The organism is Streptomyces sp. NPDC048507, assembly GCF_043199995.1.
Classification (GTDB): Bacteria; Actinomycetota; Actinomycetes; order Streptomycetales; family Streptomycetaceae; genus Streptomyces.
In genome coordinates, this window is the sequence record NZ_JBICWZ010000004.1 from 440,523 (window position 1) to 464,519 (window position 23,997).

Annotated in this window: 26 protein-coding genes; 12 read left to right on the forward strand and 14 right to left on the reverse strand. The window is 73.0% G+C overall.

The window, feature by feature from the left end; genetic code table 11:
• Window positions 1-13: 13 nt before the first annotated feature.
• The 6 genes from ACGFXC_RS15060 to ACGFXC_RS15085 form a co-directional block, all read right to left on the reverse strand.
• Window positions 14-673 carry a response regulator gene (locus ACGFXC_RS15060; RefSeq protein WP_393712861.1) on the reverse strand — a complete coding sequence of 220 codons (660 nt, stop codon included), beginning with the start codon at window positions 671-673 and terminating at the stop codon, window positions 14-16.
• Window positions 670-2,013, reverse strand: coding sequence for a sensor histidine kinase (locus ACGFXC_RS15065; protein WP_393712863.1), 1,344 nt, complete (start codon window positions 2,011-2,013; stop codon window positions 670-672). Before ACGFXC_RS15065 ends, ACGFXC_RS15060 begins: the two co-directional genes overlap by 4 nt.
• Before the next feature lie 88 nt (window positions 2,014-2,101).
• Complete coding sequence (locus tag ACGFXC_RS15070) at window positions 2,102-2,773, reverse strand: response regulator (RefSeq protein ID WP_393712865.1); 672 nt, start codon at window positions 2,771-2,773, stop codon at window positions 2,102-2,104.
• Window positions 2,770-4,077, reverse strand: a complete 1,308-nt coding sequence (locus tag ACGFXC_RS15075) for a sensor histidine kinase (RefSeq protein ID WP_393712867.1) — start codon at window positions 4,075-4,077, stop codon at window positions 2,770-2,772. The genes ACGFXC_RS15070 and ACGFXC_RS15075 overlap by 4 nt, the downstream gene beginning before the upstream one ends.
• Before the next feature lie 10 nt (window positions 4,078-4,087).
• Window positions 4,088-5,296: an acyltransferase gene (locus ACGFXC_RS15080; RefSeq protein ID WP_393712868.1), complete on the reverse strand. Its 1,209-nt coding sequence runs from the start codon at window positions 5,294-5,296 to the stop codon at window positions 4,088-4,090.
• Complete coding sequence (locus tag ACGFXC_RS15085; protein WP_393712870.1) at window positions 5,289-6,239, reverse strand: alpha/beta hydrolase; 951 nt, start codon at window positions 6,237-6,239, stop codon at window positions 5,289-5,291. The genes ACGFXC_RS15080 and ACGFXC_RS15085 overlap by 8 nt, the downstream gene beginning before the upstream one ends.
• A gap of 188 nt (window positions 6,240-6,427) precedes the next feature.
• Between ACGFXC_RS15085 and ACGFXC_RS15090 the strand changes: the two genes are divergently transcribed.
• Window positions 6,428-6,907 carry an HIT family protein gene (locus ACGFXC_RS15090; protein WP_393712871.1) on the forward strand — a complete coding sequence of 160 codons (480 nt, stop codon included), beginning with the start codon at window positions 6,428-6,430 and terminating at the stop codon, window positions 6,905-6,907.
• 64 nt (window positions 6,908-6,971) lie between these two features.
• Here ACGFXC_RS15090 and ACGFXC_RS15095 read toward each other — a convergent pair whose 3' ends face one another.
• Window positions 6,972-7,730: an SDR family NAD(P)-dependent oxidoreductase gene (locus ACGFXC_RS15095; protein ID WP_393712873.1), complete on the reverse strand. Its 759-nt coding sequence runs from the start codon at window positions 7,728-7,730 to the stop codon at window positions 6,972-6,974.
• Between the two features lie 144 nt (window positions 7,731-7,874).
• On the opposite strand from ACGFXC_RS15095, the gene ACGFXC_RS15100 reads away from it, so the two are divergent.
• Complete coding sequence (locus tag ACGFXC_RS15100) at window positions 7,875-8,510, forward strand: TetR/AcrR family transcriptional regulator (RefSeq protein WP_393712875.1); 636 nt, start codon at window positions 7,875-7,877, stop codon at window positions 8,508-8,510.
• 39 nt (window positions 8,511-8,549) lie between these two features.
• On the opposite strand, the gene ACGFXC_RS15105 is transcribed toward ACGFXC_RS15100, so the two are convergent.
• The 4 genes from ACGFXC_RS15105 to ACGFXC_RS15120 all read right to left on the reverse strand — a co-directional run bounded on the left by ACGFXC_RS15105 (window position 8,550) and on the right by ACGFXC_RS15120 (window position 10,911).
• A complete protein-coding gene (locus ACGFXC_RS15105; protein WP_393712877.1) occupies window positions 8,550-9,179 on the reverse strand; it encodes a LysE family translocator in 630 nt (209 codons plus the stop codon).
• Between the two features lie 5 nt (window positions 9,180-9,184).
• Window positions 9,185-9,649 (reverse strand): nuclear transport factor 2 family protein, encoded by a 465-nt coding sequence (locus ACGFXC_RS15110; protein WP_393712879.1) that lies wholly within the window; start codon window positions 9,647-9,649, stop codon window positions 9,185-9,187.
• Between the two features lie 109 nt (window positions 9,650-9,758).
• The gene (locus tag ACGFXC_RS15115; protein WP_393712881.1) at window positions 9,759-10,250 is read right to left on the reverse strand and encodes a MarR family winged helix-turn-helix transcriptional regulator; all 492 of its coding nucleotides are present in this window, start codon (window positions 10,248-10,250) and stop codon (window positions 9,759-9,761) included.
• Window positions 10,243-10,911, reverse strand: a complete 669-nt coding sequence (locus ACGFXC_RS15120; protein ID WP_393712882.1) for a DJ-1/PfpI family protein — start codon at window positions 10,909-10,911, stop codon at window positions 10,243-10,245. Before ACGFXC_RS15120 ends, ACGFXC_RS15115 begins: the two co-directional genes overlap by 8 nt.
• 211 nt (window positions 10,912-11,122) lie before the next feature.
• Here ACGFXC_RS15120 and ACGFXC_RS15125 point away from each other — a divergent pair, with 211 nt between their 5' ends.
• From ACGFXC_RS15125 to ACGFXC_RS15135, 3 genes are all read left to right on the forward strand, one after another.
• A complete protein-coding gene (locus ACGFXC_RS15125) occupies window positions 11,123-12,475 on the forward strand; it encodes an aspartate aminotransferase family protein (RefSeq protein ID WP_393712884.1) in 1,353 nt (450 codons plus the stop codon).
• A 109-nt stretch (window positions 12,476-12,584) separates the two neighbouring features.
• Complete coding sequence (locus ACGFXC_RS15130) at window positions 12,585-13,256, forward strand: GntR family transcriptional regulator (protein ID WP_393712885.1); 672 nt, start codon at window positions 12,585-12,587, stop codon at window positions 13,254-13,256.
• Window positions 13,257-13,366: 110 nt separating this feature from the next.
• Entirely contained in the window at window positions 13,367-14,017 is a 651-nt protein-coding gene (locus tag ACGFXC_RS15135; protein ID WP_393712886.1) for a hypothetical protein, read from the forward strand.
• Window positions 14,018-14,065: 48 nt separating this feature from the next.
• Here the strand turns inward: ACGFXC_RS15135 and ACGFXC_RS15140 are convergent, their stop codons facing one another.
• The gene (locus tag ACGFXC_RS15140; protein ID WP_393712887.1) at window positions 14,066-14,797 is read right to left on the reverse strand and encodes an SLATT domain-containing protein; all 732 of its coding nucleotides are present in this window, start codon (window positions 14,795-14,797) and stop codon (window positions 14,066-14,068) included.
• Window positions 14,798-15,063: 266 nt separating this feature from the next.
• On the opposite strand from ACGFXC_RS15140, the gene ACGFXC_RS15145 reads away from it, so the two are divergent.
• The 7 genes from ACGFXC_RS15145 (at window position 15,064) to ACGFXC_RS15175 (ending at window position 21,301) form a co-directional block, all read left to right on the forward strand.
• Entirely contained in the window at window positions 15,064-15,408 is a 345-nt protein-coding gene (locus ACGFXC_RS15145) for a YbaB/EbfC family nucleoid-associated protein (RefSeq protein ID WP_351815493.1), read from the forward strand.
• Between the two features lie 39 nt (window positions 15,409-15,447).
• Window positions 15,448-16,047: a recombination mediator RecR gene (gene recR, locus ACGFXC_RS15150; RefSeq protein WP_393712889.1), complete on the forward strand. Its 600-nt coding sequence runs from the start codon at window positions 15,448-15,450 to the stop codon at window positions 16,045-16,047.
• Window positions 16,040-16,687, forward strand: a complete 648-nt coding sequence (locus tag ACGFXC_RS15155; protein WP_362125561.1) for a DUF5063 domain-containing protein — start codon at window positions 16,040-16,042, stop codon at window positions 16,685-16,687. Before recR ends, ACGFXC_RS15155 begins: the two co-directional genes overlap by 8 nt.
• 148 nt (window positions 16,688-16,835) lie before the next feature.
• Entirely contained in the window at window positions 16,836-18,119 is a 1,284-nt protein-coding gene (locus ACGFXC_RS15160) for an aspartate kinase (protein ID WP_393712891.1), read from the forward strand.
• On the forward strand, window positions 18,116-19,189 hold the full coding sequence (locus ACGFXC_RS15165; RefSeq protein WP_393712893.1) for an aspartate-semialdehyde dehydrogenase: 1,074 nt from the start codon (window positions 18,116-18,118) through the stop codon (window positions 19,187-19,189). Before ACGFXC_RS15160 ends, ACGFXC_RS15165 begins: the two co-directional genes overlap by 4 nt.
• Window positions 19,190-19,406: 217 nt before the next feature.
• Entirely contained in the window at window positions 19,407-20,153 is a 747-nt protein-coding gene (locus ACGFXC_RS15170; RefSeq protein WP_393713196.1) for a SigE family RNA polymerase sigma factor, read from the forward strand.
• Window positions 20,150-21,301: a hypothetical protein gene (locus tag ACGFXC_RS15175; protein WP_393712895.1), complete on the forward strand. Its 1,152-nt coding sequence runs from the start codon at window positions 20,150-20,152 to the stop codon at window positions 21,299-21,301. The genes ACGFXC_RS15170 and ACGFXC_RS15175 overlap by 4 nt, the downstream gene beginning before the upstream one ends.
• Here the strand turns inward: ACGFXC_RS15175 and ACGFXC_RS15180 are convergent.
• Together ACGFXC_RS15180 and ACGFXC_RS15185 are read right to left on the reverse strand one after the other, a co-directional pair.
• Window positions 21,279-22,118, reverse strand: a complete 840-nt coding sequence (locus ACGFXC_RS15180) for an SURF1 family protein (protein ID WP_393712897.1) — start codon at window positions 22,116-22,118, stop codon at window positions 21,279-21,281. The genes ACGFXC_RS15175 and ACGFXC_RS15180 overlap by 23 nt on opposite strands.
• Window positions 22,119-22,162: 44 nt before the next feature.
• Entirely contained in the window at window positions 22,163-23,986 is a 1,824-nt protein-coding gene (locus tag ACGFXC_RS15185; protein ID WP_393712899.1) for a prolyl oligopeptidase family serine peptidase, read from the reverse strand.
• Window positions 23,987-23,997 lie beyond the last annotated feature (11 nt).

Here is a 23,997-nt window from a genome sequence, read left to right on the forward strand (position 1 = left end):
TTCCCGAAGTTCCCTAAGCAGGCGTCACCAGCCGCGTCTCGTAGGCGAACACCGCGGCCTGCGTGCGGTCGCGCAATCCCAGCTTCACCAGGATCCGGCTCACGTGCGTCTTGATCGTGGACTCCGCCACCATCAGCCGGTCCGCGATCTCCGCGTTGGACAGACCCTGAGCGATCAGCACCAGCACCTCCGTCTCCCGCTCCGTCAGCTCCGTCACCCCCGCCGGATCCGCCACGCGCGGAGCCTGCGACAGCTTCGAGAACTCCACGATCAGCCGCTTCGTCACCGAAGGGGCCAGCAGCGCCTCCCCGGCCGCCACCACCCGCACCCCCTCCGCCAGCTGCCGGGCCGAGGCGTCCTTCAGGAGGAAGCCCGAGGCCCCCGCCCGCAGCGCCTGGTACACGTACTCGTCGAGGTCGAAGGTCGTCAGCACCAGCACCTTCGCGTCCGTGTCGGCGGCCACGATCTGCCGCGTCGCCTCCAGGCCGTTCATCTCCGGCATCCGGATGTCCATCAGCACCACGTCCGGCCGCAGGGCCGCCACCTGGGTGATGGCCTGCCTGCCGTCGACGGCCTCGCCGACCACCTCGATGCCGTCCATCGCGTTCAGCAGGACGGAGAAACCCTCGCGGACCATCATCTGGTCGTCGACGATCAGCACTCTGATCGTCATGCCCGCTCCTCCTGCGCCTGGGCCTGCGCCTGCGGCCGGCTGGGCACCGGTATGAACACGGCCACCTCGTACCCGCCCGAGGCGTTCTCCCCGGCCGTCATCTCCCCCTCCAGCATGGCCACCCGCTCCCGCATCCCCGTCACCCCGTGCCCGGCGCCCGGCGAGGGCCGCACGTCCCCGACCGGCGGACCGTTGACCACCCGTATCCCCAGACCACCCAGTACGTACGACACCTCGACCCCGGCCGCGGCGCCCGGCGCGTGCCGCAGCGTGTTGCTCAGCGCCTCCTGGACGATCCGGTACGCCGACAGCTCCACGCCCTGCGGCAGCTCGCGCACCGCACCCGTGACGGTCTTCTCCACGCTCAGCCCGGCCTCCCGGACGTTGGCCAGCAGCCCGTCCAGCGAAGCCAGGGTCGGCTGCGGGGCATCGGGCGCCTCGTAGTCCGCGGAACGCACCACGCCCAGCACCCGGCGCAGCTCGGTCAGGGCCGCCACCGCGTTCTCCCGGATGGTGACGAACGCCGCCTCCAGCTCCGGCGGCGGATTCTTCACCCGGTACGGAGCCGCCTCCGCCTGGATCGCCACCACCGACATGTGGTGCGCGACCACGTCGTGCAGCTCCCGCGCGATGGTCGTCCGCTCCTCCAGGAGCGTGCGCCGGTCCCGCTCGAAGGCCGTCACCTCCAGCTGCGCGGTGACCACCTGCTTCGCCTCCCGGCGGGTGTTGCGGACCGCCACCAGCAGCAGCGCCACCGCCGACGCGAACGCCATCGGCGCGACACTGCCCGATCCGCCCGAGCCGAGCAGGATCTGCGCGGCCGTCCCGAACAGCACGGTGATGAGCCACATCCAGCCGGCCGCCCGGGGTGTGCTCCGCAGCGCCACGAAGACCAGCACGGCCAGATAGGCGACGAAGGTGCTCGGCGACCACGGCCAGCTGAACTCCACGGCGTGCGGCACCGCGAGCAGGGCGGTCGCGGCCAGCGCCGCCCAGAACGCCGCCAGGGGCCGCACCAGGGTCATCAGCACCGGTACCCCGGCCACCAGCCCCGTCACGGCACCTTCGAGCGGCGGTATGCCGCCCAGACCGCCGGCCCCCGCCAGCAGGAACACGAAGAAGGCCGTCGCCATCACCACGGCGTGCGGGAGGTAGGCGGCCGAGGCCCGCATCCGCCCCGGCAGCCGGCGCGTCAGCGGTCCGTCCGTCCGCATCGGTCCGAGCGGCCGGTAGGCCAGCGCATCGGTGAGCAGGTCGTCCCGCAGGTTCTGGATCACGCCCGAAGCCATCCGTACTTCGGGCGGCCGGGTCGTGGCCCCGGTGGTGGTCGTCTCGGTCATGTCCACACCGTAGGCCGCCCGTCCCCTCGTCCGCGTCGGCGCCGAAGGGGATGTTCCGGCTTCCCCCGCAAGTACTACGAGGGCCCCTTCAGTACCCCGCTGGACGGACCAGACCCGTCTCGTACGCGAACACCGCGGCCTGCGTCCGGTCGCGCAGGCCCAGCTTCACCAGGATCCGGCTCACATGGGTCTTCACCGTCTGCTCGGCGACCGTCAGGTGCCCCGCGATCTCCGCGTTGGACAGTCCCTGCGCGATCAGCGACAGCACCTCCGTCTCCCGCTCCGTCAGCTCCTCGATGCGGGCCCGCGACGGCGCCCGGGGCGCCCCCATCCGCGAGAACTCCGTGATGAGCCGCTTCGTGATGTTCGGCGACAGCAGCGCCTCGCCCGCCGCCACCACCCGGACCGCCTCGGCGAGCTGGTCGGCCGAGGCGTCCTTCAGCAGGAAGCCGGAGGCCCCGGCCCGCAGCGCCTCGTAGACGTACTCGTCGAGATCGAAGGTGGTCAGCACCAGCACCTTCACCGTCGCGTCCGGGACGCCGGTGATGAGGGAGGTCGCCTCGATGCCGCCCATCCCGGGCATCCGGATGTCCATCAGCACCACGTCCGGAACGAGTTCCGCGACCTTCGACACCGCGTCGGCCCCGTCGACGGCCTGACCGACCACCTCTATGTCGGGCTGTGCGTTCAGGAGGACGGTGAAGCCCTGCCGGACCATCATCTGGTCGTCGGCGATCATGACTTTGATCGGAGTGCTCATGCGTCCTTCTTCTTCTCTGAGGAGGAGCCGCCGGGCGGATCCACGGGCAGCACCGCGCTCACCTCGTACCCGCCGCCGGGCCGCGGGCCGGCCACCAGCTCGCCCCCCAGCATGCCCGCCCGCTCCCGCATCCCGAGCAGCCCGTGCCCGGCGCCGAGGGAGGGCGGGGCGGGCCGGGCCGGAGCCGAGTTCGCGACGCACAGGTGCAGTTCGCGCGGCCCGTAGGCGATGCCCACCTCCACCCGGGAACCGGGCGCATGGCGAAGGCAGTTGCTGAGGGCTTCCTGCACGATGCGGTACGCCGTCAGCTCCAGGCCCGGGGTCAGCGGCCGCCGTGTCCCGGCCACTTCGGTGCTGACCTCCAGCCCGGCACTGCGCACGTTGTCCACGAGCCCGTCCAGCTCGCCGAGGGTGGGCTGGGGGTGCTGCGGGGCCGCGGGATCGTCTGGATGCTCGGACCGCAGGACCCCCAGGACCCGGCGCAGCTCGATCAGGGCCTCCAGCGCGTTCTCCCGGATCCCGGCGAGGTTCTCCTTCAGTTCCTCGGACGGGTTCTCGACCAGGTGCGGGGCGACCTGCGCCTGGATGGAGATCACCGACATGTGGTGGGCGACCACGTCGTGCAGCTCCCGCGCGATGCGGCTGCGCTCCTCCAGCAGGGTGCGCCGGGCCCGCTCCTCCTCGGTCAGGGTCTCCTGGGCGACGAGCTGGCCCCGGGCCAGGCGCACCGCGCGCAGCGCGTACCCCAGGAGTCCCACGAAGCCGAGGACGAGGGAGGCGGCGAAGAAGCTCGTCGTGCTGTGCGGCGGCCGGAACGCCAGCTCCGCGACGAGCCCGAGGGCGACGGGGAGGGACACGATCGCGACGGTGACCCGCGGGGGCAGGCGCAGCGCTGCCAGCAGGACCAGCGGCGCGAAGGCGAGGAACCCGGCGGGCAGCCAGGGCCAGCTCTGGCCCTCTCCCCCATGGCCGTGGATCGCCCACGCGACGAGGCCGGCCGCCAGCAGCCCCAGCCACCAGCCGGCGATCGGGCGCGACAGCCCCACCGCGATCGACACCCCGGTCAGCAGCGACAGCGCCAGCGGCCGTCCACCGGTCACGTCGTAGTGGTCGGACAGCTGGATGTTGGTGAGGAAGGCGAAGAAGACGGCCGCGTACAGCACCACCGCGTGCGGGAGCCGCGCCAGCCACCGGGGGCGGGACAGCCGCGGGAGCGGATCCCGGCGCAGGGTGAACAGTTCGAGGAGCGCTCCGGCGCCGGCCGGAAACCCGGCCTCCGCGGGGGGTACTTGCTGTCGGGTCACGCGGATCACCCTAGGCACGGCCGGCCTCCTCGAACCGGGGGGCCCGGGGCAGCGGCGCCCTCGACGCCACCACGGACCCGCCCGTACGCGGGGCACGCGCCCGGCGGGGCTGCTCGTGGACGCGGAACCCGGCCCAGCAGACGGCCAGCGCGGCCGCGAACAGCGGCAGCCACAGCAGCCGTTCGGCGAGCCAGACCGCCGACACCGGGGCCGTGTGCAGCCCGGGCAGATCGGTGGAGAACAGCAGCCCCAGGGCGGTGACGGACATCATCGCGGTCTGGTGCCAGAGGAACACGGTCATCGCGGAGAGGTTCAGCAGGGCCACCTTCGCCCAGGTCCGAGGTCTGCGCATGGCCCGCGCCAGCGGCTCGCGGAGCAGCAGGGCCAGCCCGCACTGGGCCAGGCCGAAGGCGGCGGCGGCCAGCGTCGGCGGGTTCAGGTTCGACACGGCCGCCCCCGGCACCCCCACCATGGAGGCCGGGTACCCGCACCAGAGGGTCAGCCCGGCGGTGGCGGCGGCGCCCCCGCCCAGCAGCATCAGGGCCGTCCGGCGCCGGGTGAACGCGCCCCGGGACCAGGCGGCGCCGAGGGTGTAGGGCACGAGCCAGCCGGCGGCGACATTGACCCAGCCGATCCAGGCCGGCCCACCGAGGCCGAACCGCCACAGGTCCACCCCGGCCACCACGGCCAGGGGCCCCACCGGAGGGAGCCGGGCGACGAGCGGAGTGGCCGCGGTCAGCGCGGCGAACACCAGCAGGAACCAGAGCGGGGACCACACCAGCTTGAGCAGGGTCCGTACGGTCTCGATCCCGGCGCCTCCGAGCAGCAGCCCGCCCGCCACGACGGCCCACAGCGCCAGTACCGCCGTCACCGGACGGAACAGCCGCCCGAGGCGCTGTCCCACCCAGATCCGGTACGGGACCCCGCGGGCCCGCGCCGAGGCGTATCCCTGGGCGGCGACGTGCCCGCCGACCAGGAAGAAGACGGCCAGCGTCTGGAACACCCAGGACACCGGGGCCAGCCAGGGCATGGAGGCCAGCGGGCTCGTGCCGTGCAGGCCGCCGTCGTGGGCGGTCAGGGCGGTGACCAGCCAGTGGCCGAGCACCACGCCGAGGATCGCGAAGGCCCGCAGCGCGTCGACGGACCGGTCCCGGCCGGCCGGGGTCGCCCGGTCGACGCGGTCGGCGAGGGCGGCCCAGCCGGACCGGAGCTCAGCCACGGGAGGCCTCCCCACCGATGACGATGCGGGCCAGGGAGCCGAGGGACTCCGTGCCGGGCTTCAGGTAATCGCTGTGCCCGGCGGCGCCGGCCGCGAAGGGCCGGGCGCCGAAGGCGGGATCCACCGGGTCGGTACCGAACCCGAGCCCGGCGAAGCGGACGTGGGGGACGCCGCCGATCCAGTCCTCGCCGCCCCGCCCGGCCCATACCCGGGCCGAGGTCGGCAGTCCGGCCGTGGAGGAGGCTCCCGTACCCGGACTGCCGAAGAGGACGACGTCGCTCACGCCGGGCCCCGTTCGGGTCCGGGCGCAGACCACCGAGCCGTACGAGTGGCACAGCAGCGACACCCGGGCTCCGGCCGGAACCGTACCCCGCAACCAGGCGAGGAACGGCGCCAGTTCGGCGGCAGCCGTGTCGGCACGGCCGGTGGTCAGGACGGTGGTGCTCACCGTTCCCGGAGTCTCGTACCCGAGCCAGGCGACCACCGCCGAGCGCGGATGCTCCGCCCGCAGACGCCGCTGGAGGGAGACGGCGCCGTCCCGGAAGCGCTGGTAGGTGTCCAGCGTCGTATCCGAGCCGGGCACCAGGACGGCGACCCGGTCGGCCGTGTCCAGATCGCCGAACACCTCGACGGCACGGCCTCCGCCGCGGCCGTCGAAGGCGAGGAACCGCGCCTCGGCGCCGTCACCGCCCGGCGAGGCGGCCGTCATCGCCCGCAGCGACGCGGCCCGTCCCGGGTACCCCGCTTCGCGGGCGGTCCGGGCCGCCTCGGCTATCGCGGAGAGGTTTGCCGCGTAGCGGCTCTGCGTGCTCGCGGACGCGGCGAAGACCGCCGGTGCGGGGGCCGGGACCGCCGGTGAGGCGGCTGCGCTCACGGGGACCACGACGGCGGCGGCGACGAGGCCGGCCAGCAGGGTGCGGCGGATGCGGCTGCCAGCGCTCATGGCGGTTTCCTCTTCCTCGGATTCGGCGGGGGAGCGGGCACTCGCCCGCTCTCACACCGAAGTTAGGAAGAAGCCCCCCTCGTCGGCGTCACGCTCCGGAGCGCACTTCCCGGGTAGCTCCCAGGTATGACGGCCCCTACCTCAGAGCCATCAAATCCCCTGGTCGCAGGGCGCCTTAGGGTGAGGGGATGAACGTGAACGACTGGCGGAGCGACCGCATAGGCAGCGCCCACCGCGGCGAGAACCCCACCGTCCTGCGCCGCCTCGACGCGGGTTTCGCGGTGATGGGGGACCGGCAGTTCCTCCCCGGGTACGCGGTGCTGCTGACCGACGATCCCGCCGTGACCCGCCTCTCCGACCTGCCCCGCGCGCGCCGGCTCGCCTACCTGAGCGACCTGGAGCGGTTCGCCGAAGCCGTCGAGCGCGCCTGCGCCCGCCTCGACCCGGCCTTCCGCCGCGTGAACATCGAGATCCTCGGCAACACCGACCCCTACCTCCACACGCACATCTGGCCCCGCTACGCGTGGGAGCCCGACGACCTGGTCCGCATGCCGGTCTGGCGCTACGAGGACGAGGAGTGCTGGCGCGGCGAACGCCACGCACTGGCGCCCCGCCACGACGCACTGCGCACCGCGATCACCGAGGAGCTCGACGCCCTCCTCCGGTAGGGGGCCGGATCCCTCGCAGGAGCCACCCGGCGCGGCGCGGCCCGGCCCGGGCTCGCCCGGCCGGTCAGAGGAGGATGCCGCCGGAGACCTCGACGCGCTGGGCCGTCATCCAGCGCAGGTCCTCGGACGCCAGCGCGGCGATGGCGTCGCCGATCTCCTCGGGTTCGCCGACGCGGCCGAGCGCGGTCTGCCCGGCCAGGTCCTGGCGCAGACCGGCGTCATCCCGCATGGCACCGCCGTTGAAGTCGGTGGCGGTCGGCCCCGGGGCAATGGAGTTGACCCGGATGCCCCGGGGGCCGAGTTCTGCGGCCAGCGTGCGGCTCAGAGCCTCGACGGCGGCCTTCGAGGCGGAGTAGACCGCGGTCGCGGGACTGGTGTGGCGGGTCAACGACGACGAGACGTTGATGATCCGGGCGCCCTGCGCCAGCAGCGGCACGAGCGACTGGATGAGGAAGAACGTGCCCCGCACGTTCGTGCCGAACACCGTGTCGAAGTCGTCGGCCGTGACGTCCTCCAGCATGCCGAAGACACCCACCCCCGCGTTGTTGACCAGGATGTCGAGCCGCGAGGCCCCCCAGCGCTCGAGCAGTGCGCTCAGCTCGGAAGTGAAGGCTCCGAAAGAGGGGATGTCGCTGATGTCGAGACGGACGACGGCGGCGGTCCCATCCGCAGCGCGCACGTGCCGCGCCGTCTCCTCGGCCCCGGCCACATCTCCGCGATGGGTGACCACGACCCGCACCCCGCGCGCCGCCAGCGCAAGAGCCGCACTCCGGCCCAGACCACGGTTCGCACCCGTCACCAAAGCGATCTTGTCGGCTGTCATCGCCTGCTCTTTCGTCGCACTGCCCCGGAAGGACGGGCAAGGCCAATAGATGCGAGTCGGTCGACTCGCCATGCGGTGGCAGCGTAGGCACGCCCACAGAGGCGAGTCAAGTGACTCGCCTCGGACTCACGGCATACTTCACGCATGGCAGCAGAGCTCTCCCCGCATCACCGCCGTCTCGCCCAGCAGAAGCGAGAGGCGATCGTCTCCGCAGCCACGGACCTCTTCCTGAACCGCGGCTACGACGGGACCTCCCTCGCCCGCGTCGCCGAGGAGGCGGCCGTCTCGAAGTCCACCCTGTTCAAGCAGTTCCCCACCAAGGCGGCCCTCTTCGAGGCCATCGTCACCGAGTCCTGGCAACGCGACGCGGCGGGCGCCGTCGCGCGGCCTCAGGCCGGAGACCTGCGTTCCGGCCTGACCTCCATCGGCCACCGCTACGCCGAACTGATCGGCCGGCCCGCCATGAGGGCCCTGTTCCGCATCGTCATCGCCGAACTGCCGCGCTTCCCCGAACTGGGGCGGATGCAGTTCCAGCTCGGCAAACTGCCCTACTTCATCTCGGTCCAGCACTACCTGGAGTCGGAGCACGAGGCCGGTAACGCCGACGTCCCGGACGCCGAGAGCGCGGCCAACCAATTCCTCGGGATGATCGCCAACTACGTCCTGTGGCCCCGCATGCTGCTGACCGACTGGAACCCCGCGGCATCCGACGTCCGCTACGCCGTCGAGCAGGCGGTGGAGACCACGCTCGCCCGCTACGCCTCCGGCCGGCCGGCCTGACCCGGCCGGCCTGACCCGGCCGGTCATGCCCCGGCCGGGTCAGGCCGCGGACGTCGCGACGCGCACTCCGAAACCGATCAGGACGATGCCCGTCACCCGGTCCATCGCCCGCCGGACGCGCGGCCGCGTGAAGAACTGCCGGGCGCGCGAGAGGACGTACACGTACGTGCCCAGCCAGAGCAGCGTGAGCAGGACGTGCACCAGGACCAGGAGCGCCATCCCCGCCGCCGGGCCCAGACCCCGGGGGGCGAGGGTGGGGAGCAGCCCGGTGTAGAACACGGCGATCTTCGGGTTGAGGGCGTTGCTCACCAGCCCGGTGCGCCAGGCACCGCCGCCGCCGCGGCGCTCCGGGAGGGCGTCCCCCTCCGCGGCGCCGTCCACGCCGGCGCCCGGGCGGCGCAGGGACTGGATGCCGAGGAAGCACAGGTACGCCGCGCCCGCGAGCTTGACCACCAGGTACACCTCGGCGGACGCGGCGAGCAGCGCCGCGAGCCCGGCGACGGTGAGTGCGCCCCAGAGCAGCAGACCGGCGGCGATCCCGCCGACCGTGCGCAGCCCGTCGGCCCGTCCGCGCGAGACGGCCCGCCGGGTGACGACGGCCATGTCGGGTCCGGGTACGAGGGTGAGCAGGCCTAAGACGCCGGTCGCCGCGGCGAGTTGCGTGAGCACGTGGCTCAGTCTGCCACCAGCGGCTCGACGTAAACGGCCCTCCAGCGAGGCGCGGGGTCCTGTCCAGGGCTGGTCCAGTACTCCCGGGCGCCGACGATCTCCCCGTCGCGCACGGTCCACAGGGAAACCGCCCGGTAGAGGACGTGTTCTTCGGGGATTTCCACCTCGGTGACGACGAGGTCCCCGTCCGCGAGGATGCGCAGGACCTCGACCCTGCCGAGGGGCCGTTCGTCGGCGGAGCCGCCGCCGCCGAAGCCGCCCGACCCGCCGAAGCCCCCCGAGCCGCCCGGGGCGTCGGAGCCGTCGGACTCGTCACGGAGCACGGCGACGAAGTTGGCCCTGCCCACGATGCGCTCGCCGCTGACCGGCCATTCGATGACGGCGTCCTGGGCGATGAGCCCGGCCACGCCGTCCCAGTCGCGTGCCTCGATCCGCTCCCACAGTCGTGCCACTACCTTCAACGGCTCCATGTGCCGCAGTGTGCGACGGGCTCCTCGCACGTAACAAGCTTTGCTTGCAGGCTTATTGACTTCGACACAATCGGCCCGTGCCGCCCCCGGGGCGCTCAGAGCGGTGCGCTCAGACCGGGGCGTCGGTGACCGCGTCGGTGATCGCGTCGAGGGCCTCGGAGAGGCGGGTCAGGACGCGCGCCGTCTCGGCGAGGGCCTCGTCACCGAGCTCGGCGGCCAGCCGGGTCGCCAGGGCCGCGTGCCCCGGGTTGATGCGGGCGACGGCGGCGCGGCCCTCGCCGGTCGGGCGCAGCAGCTTCGCGCGCCGGTGCGCCGGGTTCGGGGCGTACTCGGCGAGGCCCTTGGCGGCCAGCAGGTCGGCCACCCGCTGCACGCTCTGCCGGGTGATGCCCATGGATCGGGCGATGCCCGCGACGGGCAGCGGCTCGTGCAGCACCGCGCCCAGCACCTGCCACCACGCCGCCGTCAGCCCGGCCGGGCGGGCCAGTTCCTCGGAGACGCCGAGGAACTGGCCGTTGAGCCGGAAGGCGCCGAGCGCGGTCCGGCTCAGCAGGTCCTGCCGCTCCCGCAGGGACAGCGGCTGCGGCCGCGCGTCAGGCACCGCCGGCCTCCGCCGCCATCAGCACCGGGTACGCGCTCGCGTCGGAGTCGTGGAAGAGCCGGTACCAGGCGTCCAGTGCCTCCGGCTCCCACACGCCGAGCCGGGCGAAGACCTCGCGGGCGAAGGCCACCGGTTCCGTCGGCCCGGCCGTGATCAGGTCGCCGTCGGTGACGGCGTCGGCCTCCACGTACCGCTCCGCGCCCCCGTACCCGGGCTGCTGGGCCAGGTAGAAGGAGGCGGCGCTGGTGTGTGCGCGTCCGTCGAGCAGCCCCTCGCGGGCCAGGCCCGCCGTGGCCCCGCAGATCGCCGCGACCGGCACCCCGGCCGCCAGGAAGGCGCGGGCCTTCGCCGCGAAGGGAGCCAGGCCGTCACCGGTGTCCCAGAGCGAGGCGCCGGTGAGGATCAGCAGCGCGGAGTCCTCGGGACGCAGGTCCGCCAGGGCCAGGTCGGGCTGGACGCGGAGCCCGCCCATGGTGGTGACCGGCTGCCCGGCGGCGAGGCCGACCGTACGGACCGCACGGCCGCGCCGGGCGAGGTGCGCGGTGGCGTGGCCGGTCTCCCAGTCCGCGTAGGTGTCGTAGACGGCGAGGTGGACGGGCTTGTGCGGGGCCGTGGCCTGAGCCGGGGCCTCGTTCGGGTTCTCGTTCGGGGTCTCGTTCATGGTGATCGCCTCCGGAGCGGAGTGAGGAGGGGAAGGGGCGGGGCGAAGGGGCAAGGGGAGGAGCCGACCGCGAGATATGACAACAGGCTGTCATCATGGGAGTGTCCTGTCAATGATGGCCCGGGCGGCCGACAGACTGCCGAGGGCGGGACGCCACCCCCATACAGTCCGCCGATATCCCTTCCGACCTGCGCACTTCTAGCGTGACGACATGACCCCTCATGTCACCGGCGCGACCGTCAAGGCCGCCGACCGCGCGCACGTCTTCCACTCGTGGTCCGCCCAGGCCCTGATCGACCCGCTGGCCGTCGCCGGGGCCGAGGGCTCGTACTTCTGGGACTACGACGGGAACCGCTTCCTCGACTTCGCCTCCCAGCTGGTCAACACCAACATCGGCCACCAGCACCCCAAGGTGGTCGCGGCCGTGCAGGAACAGGCCGCCCGGCTCTGCACCCTCGCGCCCGGCTTCGCCGTGGACGTCCGCTCCGAGGCCGCACGCCTCATCGCCGAGCGCACCCCCGGGGACCTGGACAAGATCTTCTTCACCAACGGCGGCGCCGAGGCCGTCGAGAACGCCGTGCGGATGGCCCGGCTGCACACCGGCCGCCAGAAGGTGCTCTCCACCTACCGCTCGTACCACGGGGCCACCGCCGCCGCGATCAACCTGACCGGCGACCCGCGCCGCTGGCCCTCGGACACCGCCTCCGCCGGCGTCGTGCACTTCTGGGGCCCGTTCCTCTACCGCTCGCCCTTCCACGCGGTCACCGAGGCCGAGGAGTGCGAGCGCGCGCTCGCCCACCTCGCCGACACCCTCGCCTTCGAGGGCCCGCAGACCGTCGCCGCGATCATCCTGGAGTCAGTGCCGGGCACGGCCGGCATCATGACCCCGCCGCCCGGCTACCTCGCCGGCGTGCGCGAGCTCTGCGACCGGTACGGGATCGTCTTCATCCTCGACGAGGTCATGTCGGGCTTCGGCCGCACGGGCAAGTGGTTCGCGGTCGAGCACTGGGACGTCACCCCCGACCTGATCACCTTCGCCAAGGGCGTGAACAGCGGTTACGTGCCGCTCGGCGGCGTCGCCATCTCCGGCGCCATCGCCGAGACCTTCGCCACCCGCCCCTACCCGGGCGGCCTGACCTACTCCGGGCACCCGCTGGCCTGCGCCGCCGCCGTCGCGACGATCAACGCGATGGAGGAGGAGGACGTCGTCGGCAACGCCGCCCGCATCGGGTCCCAGGTGATCGGCCCCGGACTGGCCGACATCGCCGAGCGCCACCCGTCCGTCGGGGAGGTGCGCGGTCTGGGCACCTTCTGGGCCCTGGAACTCGTACGGGACAAGGAGACGCGCGAGCCGCTCGTCCCGTACAACGCCTCGGGCGCCGCGAACGCGCCGATGGCCGAATTCGCCGCCGCCTGCAAGGCGTCCGGACTGTGGCCCTTCGTCAATATGAACCGGACGCACGTCGTCCCGCCCTGCACGGTCACGGAAGCCGAGGCCAAGGAGGGTCTGGCCCTCCTCGGCGAGGCGCTGACGGTGGCGGACCGCCACACCCTGGGTGGCTAATCGTCCGCATAACGATCGGTACATCCGTATAACGGCGATGAAACCGATCGGTTTCGGCCGCGCTGCCTGGCCTAAGGTGTCCGAAGATCTACGGAGGAGACGGACCCCTATGCCAGGCAGCGGAAGCGGAGCTGTCACCCGCAACACCCTTCGGCAGCAGATCGCGGACGCGCTGCGCGACGAAGTGCTGGCGGGGCGCCTGCCGCCGGGGACCGAATTCACGGTCAAGCAGATCGCCGAGCAGTACGAGGTCTCGGCGACCCCGGTGCGCGAAGCGCTGGTCGACCTCTCGGCGCAGGGACTGCTGGAGTCCGTGCAGCACCGGGGCTTCCGGGTGCGCACGTACACCGTCGACGACTTCCGGGACATGATCGAGGCCCGGACGCTGATCCTCGACGGGGTCTTCCGCCGGCTCGTCGAGCGCGGGGTCGCCCCCGGTGCCGCCGAGATGCTGGTGTCGGTACGGCGCCGCGCGGAGGAGGCCCGGCGGGCCGTGCGCGACGGGTCCCTCGAAGTGCTGATCGGCTACGACCTGCGGTTCTGGCGGGAGCTCAGCGGGCTGGTCGGCAACATCTACATATCGGAGTTCCTGCACCGCATCCGGGTCCAGTGCTGGGTCTTCTCCGTCCCCCACCTCCAAGGGGCGCCGGAGCTGCGGAGCGCGCTGTGGGACGGGCACAACGAGCTGGTGGACGCCGTGACGCTGTCCGACCCGGACGAGGTGCGCCGTCTCGTGCGGGCCTACAACCAGCACGGGCTGGACTGGGCCGCCGGGCTCTGAGGCCCGGTCCGCCGCCCCCGTGCTCGTCACGGGTTCTGCGCACCCCTTCGCGGAGGGTGTCCGGCGCACTACTCTGGCCGGATCGGCGGCAACGACTGATCGGAGCCCGCGTGGCCTGTGACCTGTGGCTGGTCCCCCTTGTCGACGTGCTGTGCCACAGCCCCGACAACCCCTTCGCGGAAGAGATCGCCTCGTACGACAAGGCGCTGGGCGAGGCGGGTCTGCCGTCGGTGCCCGTCTTCGCTTACATGCCGGGCCTGAGCGGGGACGTGGCCCCGGTCGCCGGCTTCGACTACGACGCCCTGCACTTCCTGCGGCGGGCGTACCTGCTCCAGATCTGCGGACTGCCGGTGACGCCGGTGGACGAGCTGGGCGGGGACTACGAGCAGCTGCTGGAGATGTTCGAGCCGACGGCGCAGCAGTCGCACCTGGTGTGGCACTACGACCACGCCGGGGCGTACGTCCCGGTGGACTTCCCGGCTCCGCTGTCCAACGAGGAGCTGCTGGCCGGGGGCGGGCCGCTGGGGTCGGCGCAGGGGCTGCTGCGGGAGCTGGCCTTCGTGGCTCCCGCGATCGGGATCGACCCGGGCAACCCGCCGGCCGCGCCCGCGCCGCCGGGGCGGCCGACGTCGCTGGAGGAGCCGGCGGGGCCGATCCCGTACGACGCGAGTCCCTTCGCGCGGGAGCGGCACGTGTGGCTGGGCCTGCACGCGGCGGCGACGCGCAGCCTCGGCCAGGGCTCGATGATCATCTTCAGCTGACCGGTCCGGGCGGCGCGGTCCGTACGGGCCGCGCCGCCCGGCGGCAGCTCACCTGGGCTGCTCCGGCGGCCGCTGGCGCGGCATGTTCGGGCGGGTGCCCGGGGGCAGCGGGAACCGCGCCGGGGGCACGTACGCGTCCGGACGCGCGGCGGAGCCGGCCAGGGACTGCATCACCAGCGGCGCCGGTCCCGAACGGAACTCCACCATCCAGTCCGCCGTCTCCGAGCGCACCAGCTCCGTGACGTCCTCGGAGAAGCGGCGCAGCACCGTCAGGCAGCGCTCCGCGGCCTCGCTCGCCGTGCCCTCCGTCGGACCGAGCACCTCGCGGACGTTCTCCGAGGCCCAGTCGAACTGGAGGGTCTGCAGCCGCCGCTGCACCGCCTGGGCGGTGGCGACGTCCCGCATCCAGCCCGAGGTCAGCCCGAAGAACCGGTCGCAGGCCAGGCAGGCGGCGGCCAGCAGCAGGGACAGGTACCCGTACGAGGCCACGCCCGGCGCCGAGCCCGTCAGCTCCAGCAGCGGCATCGCGGCGCCCGCGACGGCGCCCGCGGCCGCGCCCACCCGCAGGGTCCGCGCGCCCCGGCGCTTCCACGCCCGGTCGGACAGGTACCACTCGGCGGTGCGCAGCGCGTCGGCCTCCACCCGCCGGTAGAGCTCGTCGAGCCGCTCGGCGGGTTCGCCCCAGTCCCCGAGGGGGAACGGCCGGCCGGTCAGGTCGCCGTCGCCGTCCTCCGCGGGATCCCGGGGTGGCCCCTCGGGCTGCATCTCCGGCTGACTCACCCGGCACTCCCTCTGCCCTGCGCTGACATCTCGTGGTGCGCGTGTGCGCAATGGTGCACATGCTCTTCCTACCTTCGAATGACACGCGATGGACAACGAATCCCGGGTTTTCCGCCCGCACGGAGCCCTCCAACGGGTACGCGCACGCCCCGACTCTCACTCGAAAGAGTTGGTCCTCCCGGCGTAGGGCGCGGCGCCCGGGGAGCACGTAGGCTCGGATTGACCGAGCGTTCCCGAAGGTCTTCGTGACGTAGGAGTGAGTACCTGTGATTCCCGGTGGTGGCCAGCCCGACATGCAGCAGCTGCTTCAGCAGGCCCAGAAGATGCAGCAGGACCTCGCCGCGGCCCAGGAGGAGCTGGCTCTGGCGGAGGTCGAGGGCCAGGCCGGAGGCGGTCTGGTGAAGGCGACCGTCACCGGTTCCGGTGAATTGCGGGCGCTGGTGATCGACCCGAAGGCCGTGGACCCGGAGGACACCGAGACCCTCGCCGACCTGGTGGTCGCGGCGGTCCAGGCGGCCAACGAGAACGCGCAGACGCTCCAGCAGCAGAAGCTGGGGCCGCTGGCCCAGGGCCTGGGCGGCGGCAGCGGCATCCCCGGCCTCCCGTTCTAGTACCGAACCCCAGAAGATCCACAGAGAGAAGGCAGTCCGTTGTACGAAGGCGTGGTCCAGGACCTGATCGACGAACTGGGCAGGCTGCCCGGCGTCGGGCCCAAGAGCGCGCAGCGGATCGCCTTCCACATCCTGCAGGCCGAACCGGCCGATGTCCGCCGCCTCGCGCACGCGCTGCTGGAGGTCAAGGACAAGGTCCGGTTCTGCGCGGTGTGCGGGAACGTCGCGCAGGAGGAGCGGTGCGGGATCTGCCGCGATCCGCGGCGCGACACCACGGTCATCTGTGTGGTGGAGGAGCCGAAGGACGTCGTCGCGATCGAGCGGACCCGTGAGTTCCGGGGCAAGTACCACGTCCTGGGCGGAGCGATCAGCCCGATCGAGGGCGTCGGTCCGGACGACCTGCGGATCCGCGAGCTGCTGGCGCGGCTGGCGGACGGCACGATCACCGAGCTGATCCTCGCGACCGACCCGAACCTGGAGGGCGAGGCGACCGCGACCTACCTCGCCCGCATGATCAAGCCCATGGGCCTGAAGGTCACCCGCCTGGCCAGCGGGCTCCCCGTCGGGGGAGATCTGGAGTACGCGGACGAGGTCACGCTCGGGCGGGCCTTTGAAGGAAGGCGACTTCTCGATGTCTGACGCAACGCTGCACGCCCTGGGACAGGATCCGGACGACTTCGCCGCCTCGATCGCGGACCAGATCGAGTCCTTCATCGTCGCGGTCACCGAGGTGGCCAAGGGCGAGGACCCGGACAGCGCGGTGCCCTTCCTCCTCCTGGAGGTGTCCCAGCTGCTGCTGGCGGGCGGCCGGCTGGGCGCGTACCAGGACGTCCTGCCCGAAGAGCGCTACGAGCCCGACCTGGGCCCGGAGCCGGACGTGGACGACCTGCGCGAGCGCTTCGCGGTCATGCTGGAGCCGGTCGACGTCTACTCCGAGGTCTTCGACCCGTACGAACCCCGCAAGGCCCCGGTCGCGCACCGGATCTCCGACGACCTCGCCGACGTGGTCGCCGACCTGCGGCACGGGCTCATCCACCACCAGGCGGGCCGGATCACCGAGGCGCTGTGGTGGTGGCAGTTCTCGTACTTCACCAACTGGGGTCCGACGGCCTCGGCGACCCTGCGCGCCCTCCAGTCGCTGATCGCGCACGTCCGTCTCGACCAGCCCCTGGCGGCCCTGGACGGGCTGGACACGGACGAGGACCTGACCGAGGAGGAGCTCGCGGAGCAGGCCGGGCTGGTCATGGCGGAGGAGCTCGGACAGCTCGGCCGCAAGTAGCCGCGCGGGCGCCGGAAGCCCCGCGGAAGCGCTCCGCGGGGCAACCGGAACGCTGATCTTTTCGTCTCATGATGTGGTACGAGGCGGTCGGATCCCGACCGCTCGTTACACTGCACACGCAATGAGACGGACCGAGCGAGGAGCGCACGTGGGCCTTGTCGTGCAGAAGTACGGAGGCTCCTCCGTAGCCGATGCCGAGGGCATCAAGCGCGTCGCCAAGCGGATCGTGGATGCCAAGAAGAACGGCCACCAGGTGGTCGTCGTGGTTTCCGCGATGGGCGACACTACGGACGAGCTGATCGATCTCGCCGAGCAGGTATCTCCGATGCCGGCGGGGCGCGAATTCGACATGCTGCTGACCGCCGGAGAGCGGATCTCCATGGCCCTGCTGGCCATGGCGATCAAAAACCTGGGCCACGAGGCCCAGTCGTTCACCGGCAGCCAGGCAGGCGTGATCACCGACTCCGTCCACAACAAAGCGCGCATCATCGATGTGACGCCGGGCCGGATCCGCACCGCGCTGGACGAGGGCAACATCGCCATCGTCGCGGGCTTCCAGGGGGTGTCCGCGGACTCCAAGGACATCACCACCCTGGGCCGGGGCGGCTCGGACACCACCGCCGTGGCGCTGGCCGCGGCGCTGGACGCCGAGGTCTGCGAGATCTACACCGATGTCGACGGCGTCTTCACCGCGGACCCCCGCGTCGTGAAGAAGGCCCGGAAGATCGACTGGATCTCCTCCGAGGACATGCTGGAGCTGGCGGCCTCCGGTTCCAAGGTGCTGCTGCACCGCTGCGTCGAGTACGCCCGCCGCTATGACATTCCGATCCACGTGCGCTCGTCGTTCTCCGGGCTGCCGGGCACCTGGGTCAGCAACGAGAATCCCAACGTTTCGCAAGGGGACGAGCAGGTGGAGCACGCCATCATCTCCGGAGTCGCTCACGACGTCTCCGAGGCCAAGATCACCGTCGTAGGCGTCCCGGACAAGCCGGGCGAGGCCGCGGCGATCTTCCGCGCCATCGCGGACGCCGAGATCAACATCGACATGATCGTCCAGAACGTGTCGGCGGCCTCCACGGGCCTGACGGACATCTCCTTCACCCTCCCCAAGGCCGAGGGCCACAAGGCCATCGAAGCCCTGGAGAAGGCGAAGGGCCAGATCGGCTTCGACTCGCTGCGCTACGACGACCAGATCGGCAAGATCTCCCTGGTCGGCGCGGGCATGAAGACGAACCCGGGCGTCACCGCCTCCTTCTTCCAGGCGCTGTCCGACGCGGGCGTGAACATCGAGCTGATCTCGACCTCCGAGATCCGCATCTCGGTCGTCACCCGCCAGGACGACGTCAACGAGGCCGTCCGCGCCGTGCACACGGCCTTCGGACTCGACTCCGACAGCGACGAGGCCGTCGTCTACGGAGGCACCGGACGATGACGGCGCCCCGGTCCTCCGGCCCGGCGCTCGCCGTGGTCGGGGCGACCGGAGCGGTCGGCACGATCCTGCTCCAGATCCTGTCCCAGCGGGCGGACGTCTGGGGCGACATCCGCCTGATCGCCTCACCGCGCTCGGCCGGCCGCGTGCTGGCCGTCCGCGGGCAGGAGACCGAGGTGCTCGCCCTCACCGAGGACGCCTTCGACGGCTTCGGCGCGGGCGACGTCGCGCTGTTCCTGACCCCGGCGGCGGTCTCCGCGCGCTGGGCCCCCGCCGTGACCGCGCGCGGCACCGTCGTGGTGGACCAGTCCGCCGCGTTCCGGGAGGACCCCGAGGTGCCCCTGGTGGTGCCCGAGGTGAACGCCGGTGCCGTACGGACCCGGCCGCGCGGCATCGTCGCGGGCCCGGACTGCGTCACCGCCGCGATGATCGCGGCCCTGGGCGCGCTGCACGCCGAGTACGGGCTGGCCGAGCTGGCCGTCTCCTCGTACCAGGCCGCCAGCGCGGCGGGCCGGGCCGGCAGCGAGGCGCTGCGCCGGCAGCTCTCGCTGGTCGCCGGGACCTCTCTGGGGGAGCAGCCCGGGGACGTGCGCCGGGCCGTGGGAGAGGACACCGGCCCCTTCGCCGCCCCGCTCGCGCTGAACGTGGTGCCCTGGTCCGGGGAGCTGCGCGAGGACGGCTGGTCCTCGCACGAGCTGGCCGTACGGGCGGAGACCCGGCGGATCCTGGGGCTGGAGGCGCTGCCGGTCGCCGTGACCTGCGTACAGGTTCCCGTGCTGACCGGGCATTCCCTGACCGTGCGCGCCCGCTTCGAGCGGGAGGTGGCCGCGGCACACGCCCGGGAGATCCTGGAGGCGGCGCCCGGAGTGGTGCTCGTCGACGATCCGGCGGCGGGGGAGTTCCCCACGCCCGCGGACGCGGCCGGTACGGATCCGGCGTGGGTGGGACGGGTGCGGGCCTCGCTCGACGACGCGCGTTCCCTGGAGTTCTTCGTGTGCGCGGACAACCTGCGCAAGGGCGCCGCGCTGAATGCCACTCAGATCTCGGAACTGATCGCGGGTGAATTCGCGTAATTCGCTTTGTAGGATCGGCATCGATCCCTTGATCAAGGTGATGGCCCGACTGCCGTCTGGATAAATGGGGCAATTGGGAAGAGCGGTTACGCATGAAGGCAATGGGGAAATTGCTGGTTACTCTGCCGCACGCGTACAACCCTGACGGGGGGACGGGTGTCCAACGGGCGTGGCAGAGGCACTGTTGGAGTGGTCCGTCCTACCGGCGCGCACCGGGATCGCTGCGTCGCGCCGTCGTACCGGTGTGTCCGCGGACCCCGGCGGGCCCGGTGGTCTTCCGGTGATCGTGCCCATCCCGCCGGCGAGCGTTCCGGCCACCGCGCCGTCCGTTCTGCCGACCCGGGGCGGCCGCGTGCCCTCGCCCCGCGATAGCGCGCCCGCCGCAGGGACCGCCGCCGCAGGGACCGCTGCCGCAGGGACCGCGGGCGCGGCGGCGGGCGCCGCCGACGGCGCGCGGCCGGTCGTGGCCGGCACGACGGTCGACCACCTCACCGAGACCTACCAGGCCCACTACCGCTCCCTCCTGGGCCTGGCCGCCCTCCTGCTCGACGACACCGCCTCCTGCGAGGACGTGGTGCAGGAGGCCTTCATCCGCGTCCACTCGGCCCGCAACCGGGTGCGAGACCGGGACAAGACACTGGCCTATCTCCGCCAGACCGTCGTGAACCTCTCGCGTTCGGCGCTGCGCCGCCGCATCCTCGGTCTCAAGCTGCTGTCCAAGCCCATGCCGGACATGGCGAGCGCCGAGGAAGGGGCGTACGACCAGCTGGAGCGCGACGACCTGATCAAGTCGATGCGCGGACTCCAGCGCCGCCAGCGCGAGGTGCTCGTCCTGCGGTACTTCGCGGACATGACGGAGGCCCAGGTCGCCGAGACGCTCGGCATATCGCTCGGCTCGGTCAAGGCGTACGGATCGCGGGGCATTGCCGCGCTGAGGGTGGCGATGGAGGCCGCGCAGTCATGAGCGACGACGAGAAGAACCCGCCGGGTCCGCCCGGGCGCCCGGCCCCCGACGAACAGGGCCTGCGCGACCTGCTGGCCGGAGCCGTGGGGGGCCTGGAGCCCTCGGAGGGCGCCCTGGAGCGGTTGCGCCACGCGGTGCCCGCCCGCCGGGCCCGCAAACGCCAGGCCCTCGTCGGCGCGGCCGCGGTGGCCCTGCTGGCCGGTACCGTGATCCCGGCCGCCCTGCACCTGGGCACGGACCAGGGCGCGGCCGCCGGGCACTCGGCGATGGCCGGTCACGGCGAGGCCCGGGACGGCGCCGCCGGCGGCACCTCCTCGCCGCGTCAGAACGGCTCGGGCGACGGGGACAGCGGCGCCCCGAGGGCGGCCAGGACCCCCGGCACGGGCCGGGAGACCGGTGGCGCCGGCGCGGCCGCGTCCCCCCGGACGAGCGGTTCCCCCTCCGGCGCGGCGGTGGCGGGCGGCTCCACCGCCGGGGCCACCGCGGGCACCACGACGGGCGCCGGCAACGGACCGCAGCCCCCGGCGGGCGCCGCCCCCGGGGTGCCGGCCTGCACCGCCGGACAGCTCGGGGTGGCCGGCAGCGCCCGCGCCCCCGAGTCCGACGGCAGGGTGCTCGGCAGTTTCAAGGTCACCAACGTCTCCGCCCGGGGCTGTACGGTCACCGGCCCGGACACGGTGACGGCGGTCGCGCTCCCCGTGACCCCGCCGCCCGCCCGGGCGCCCGGGGTGACGGTGACGGGCCATACGGCGGGGGACCCGGCGAGCGGGCTGCTGCCCGACCCGTCGGCGGAGGCCCCGGCGCTGGTCCTGGAGCCGAACGGGGCGTACGAGGTGCGCTTCGCCTGGGTGCCGTCCGCGCAGTCCTGCCCGGCGGCGAGCCCCGGCCCGTCGTCCAAGCCGGCCCAGGGCGGCGAGGCGCAGACCCCGGCCCGGGAACCGGAGGGCGCCGGGTCTGCGGCCGCCGGTGCGGCGGCGGGCGCCGACGCGGCCGGGGGCCAGGAGCTGCGGACCGGCGCGCAGGGCGGTGCGGGCGTTGCGGTGTCGCACACCCCCGCCGCGGGGGATCCGGTGACCCGGACCACCATCGCGGACGCGTGCGGGGGGACGGTCTACCGGACGGGCATCATTCCGCAGGCCGCGCCGTAGCGGCGGCGGCCCCGGGGGCCACGGCGGCCCCGGCCGACGCGGTTCCGGCCGACGCGGGCGCGGCCGCCGGGAGCAGTCCGGCCTCGGCGTCGCGCAGGGTCTCCACCTCGCGGCGGTAGAGCCGGAACCACATGAACAGCACGAAGGCGACGAAGACGAACCACTCGCCGGTGTAGCCGAGGTTCTGGAAGGCCTTCAGGTCGAGCCCGGTGTTGAGGGGGGCCTTGGCGGGCACCGGGATCATCCCGTCCGCCGGGGTCTGCACCGTCAGCCAGGCGTCGTAGAGCGGGTCCTGCACCAGGTTGACCAGCGTGGCCGCGCCGATCACCCCGACCTGCCCGGCCGGCAGTCCGCCCTGCGCGTGCACGCCCTTGGTCCCGGAGTTCTCGGAGGCCTGGAGGGCTCCCGTCACCTCGGTCCGCCCGGTCGGCGGTGCCGGGGCCTTCGCCGGATCGGGGGTGCCCGGGAGCCAGCCCCGTACGACGGGGACGGTCTTGCCGGTGTCGGTCCGCAGCAGCGTCAGGACGTAGTAGCCGTTCTTCCCGTCGACCTCCCGGTCCGGGACCAGCAGCTGCCGTCCGTACTCGCCGCTCGCCGAGGCGAGCCGTCCGGAGGTCTTCGTGTCGACCGGCAGCAGCGAGTCCAGCGGCGCGGCCGGCTGGTCGGCGGGGCGCTCGGCGGTCGCCTCCCGGTGGCTGCCGACACGGTCCTCGAACCGGCCGAGCTGCCAGGTGCCCATGAACAGGCAGAAGGGGATGGCGAGCGCGACGAAGACGTTGATCCCCCACCAGCGCGGGGTCAGGAGAAACCGGTGCACCCCACCACCGTACGGGGGGTGCACCGGCGGGCCGTCTCCGGGGCTCAGCGGGGCAGGTGCTTGAGCGCGAATTCCAGGTCCATGCGGACCTGCTTGATCCGCTCCTCCACGACCAGCGAGCCGTGGCCCGCGTCGTAGCGGTACACCTCGTGGACGGCGCCGCGCGCCGCGAGCCGGTCGACGTAGTTGTCGATCTGCCGGATCGGACAGCGCGGGTCGTTGACACCCGCCGCGATGTGGACGGGGGCCTTGACCGCGTCGACGTACGTCAGCGGAGAGGAGGCCGCGAAACGCTCCGGGACCTCTTCCGGCGTTCCGCCGAAGAGGGTGCGGTCCAGGGCCTTCAGCGCCTCCATCTCGTCGTGGTACGCCGTCACGTAGTCGGCCACCGGTACGGCGGCCAGCCCCACCGCCCACGCGTCCGGCTCGGTGCCCAGGCCCAGCAGCGTCAGGTACCCGCCCCAGGAACCGCCGGACAGCACCAGGCGGTCCGGGTCGGCGAGCCCGGAGGCCACGGCCCACTCCCGGACGGCGGCGACGTCCTCCAGCTCGATCAGGCCGACGCGGTGCTTGAGGGCGTCGGTCCACTCCCGGCCGTAGCCGGTGGAACCGCGGTAGTTGACCCGGACCACGGCGAAACCGTGGTCCAGCCAGGCCGCCGGAGTGGCCAGGAAGGAGTCGCTGTCGTGCCAGGTCGGGCCGCCGTGGATCTCGAAGATCGTCGGGAAGGGGCCCTCGCCGTGGCCGGACGGGCGCTGCGCGAGCGCGTGGATCCGCCCGCCGGGGCCCTCCACCCACACGTCCTCGACCGGCACCGAGCCCGGGGGCCGGAAACCGGGCGGGTCGAGGACGACGCCGCCCGCGGTGGACCGTACGGAGGCCGGCTCGGCCGCCGAGGACCACTGGTACTCCACCGTGCCGTCCGGCCGGGCCGTTGCGCCCGACACCGTGCCGGGGGGCGTGTCGACGCGCCGGAGCTCGCGCGCGGAGAGCTCGTAGCGCCACAGCTCGCTGCGGGCCTCGAAGCTGTGCGCGACGAGCAGGGCGGAGCCGTCCGGGTACCACTCGGCGCTCACGTCGCCGGGCAGGTCGACCGCGAGGTCCTCCTGGGTGCCGGTGGCGACGTCCCACACCATCGGCTCCCAGCGGCCGCGCCGCTGGTGGCCGACGAGGAGGCGGGTGTCGCCGGCGACCGGGGCGAAGCCGAGCACCTCCAGGCCGAGCTCCACGGTCCCGCCGCGCGAGTCGTCGAGCTCGGCCACGGTCTCGCCGTCGAGGGTGACCACGCGCAGCGACGAGTGCATCGCGTCCCCGTGCTCGGTGTGCTCGATGGCGAGCAGGCTCCCGTCGTGGGACAGGTCGCCGACGCCGGCCGACTCGCGGTGGCGGTAGATGACGGTCGGGTCGCCGCCGGGGCGTACGACGTGGAGGGTGGAGCCGTCCTCGTCGGTGGACCGGCCGACGACGGCCGTGCCGTCACGGCCGATGGCGAGTCCGGCCGGATAGGAGGGCTCCAGGCCGGGGGTGGCGGGTTCGTCGGGTCCGCCCGCGAAGGGCTGGCGCACCCAGGTGCCGAATTCGTCGCCGTCGGTGTCGGAGAACCACCAGATCCACTCGCCGTCGGGGGAGAGGGTGCCGTCGGTGGTGCCGTTGGGACGGTCGGTGGCCTGGCGCTGGGAGCCGGTGGCACGGTCCCAGGCGTAGAGCTCGTAGGTCCCGGTGGCGTTCGAGACGAAGAGCGAGCGGTCCGGGGCGTCCTCCGCCCAGTCGGGGAGCCCCACGCGAGGCGCCCGGAAGCGCTTCTCCCAATCGGGCATCTCGGGCGTCTCGGCGGCTGCGCCGGGGGTCAGATCGCTGTCGCTGGTCATGCCCTCCATTC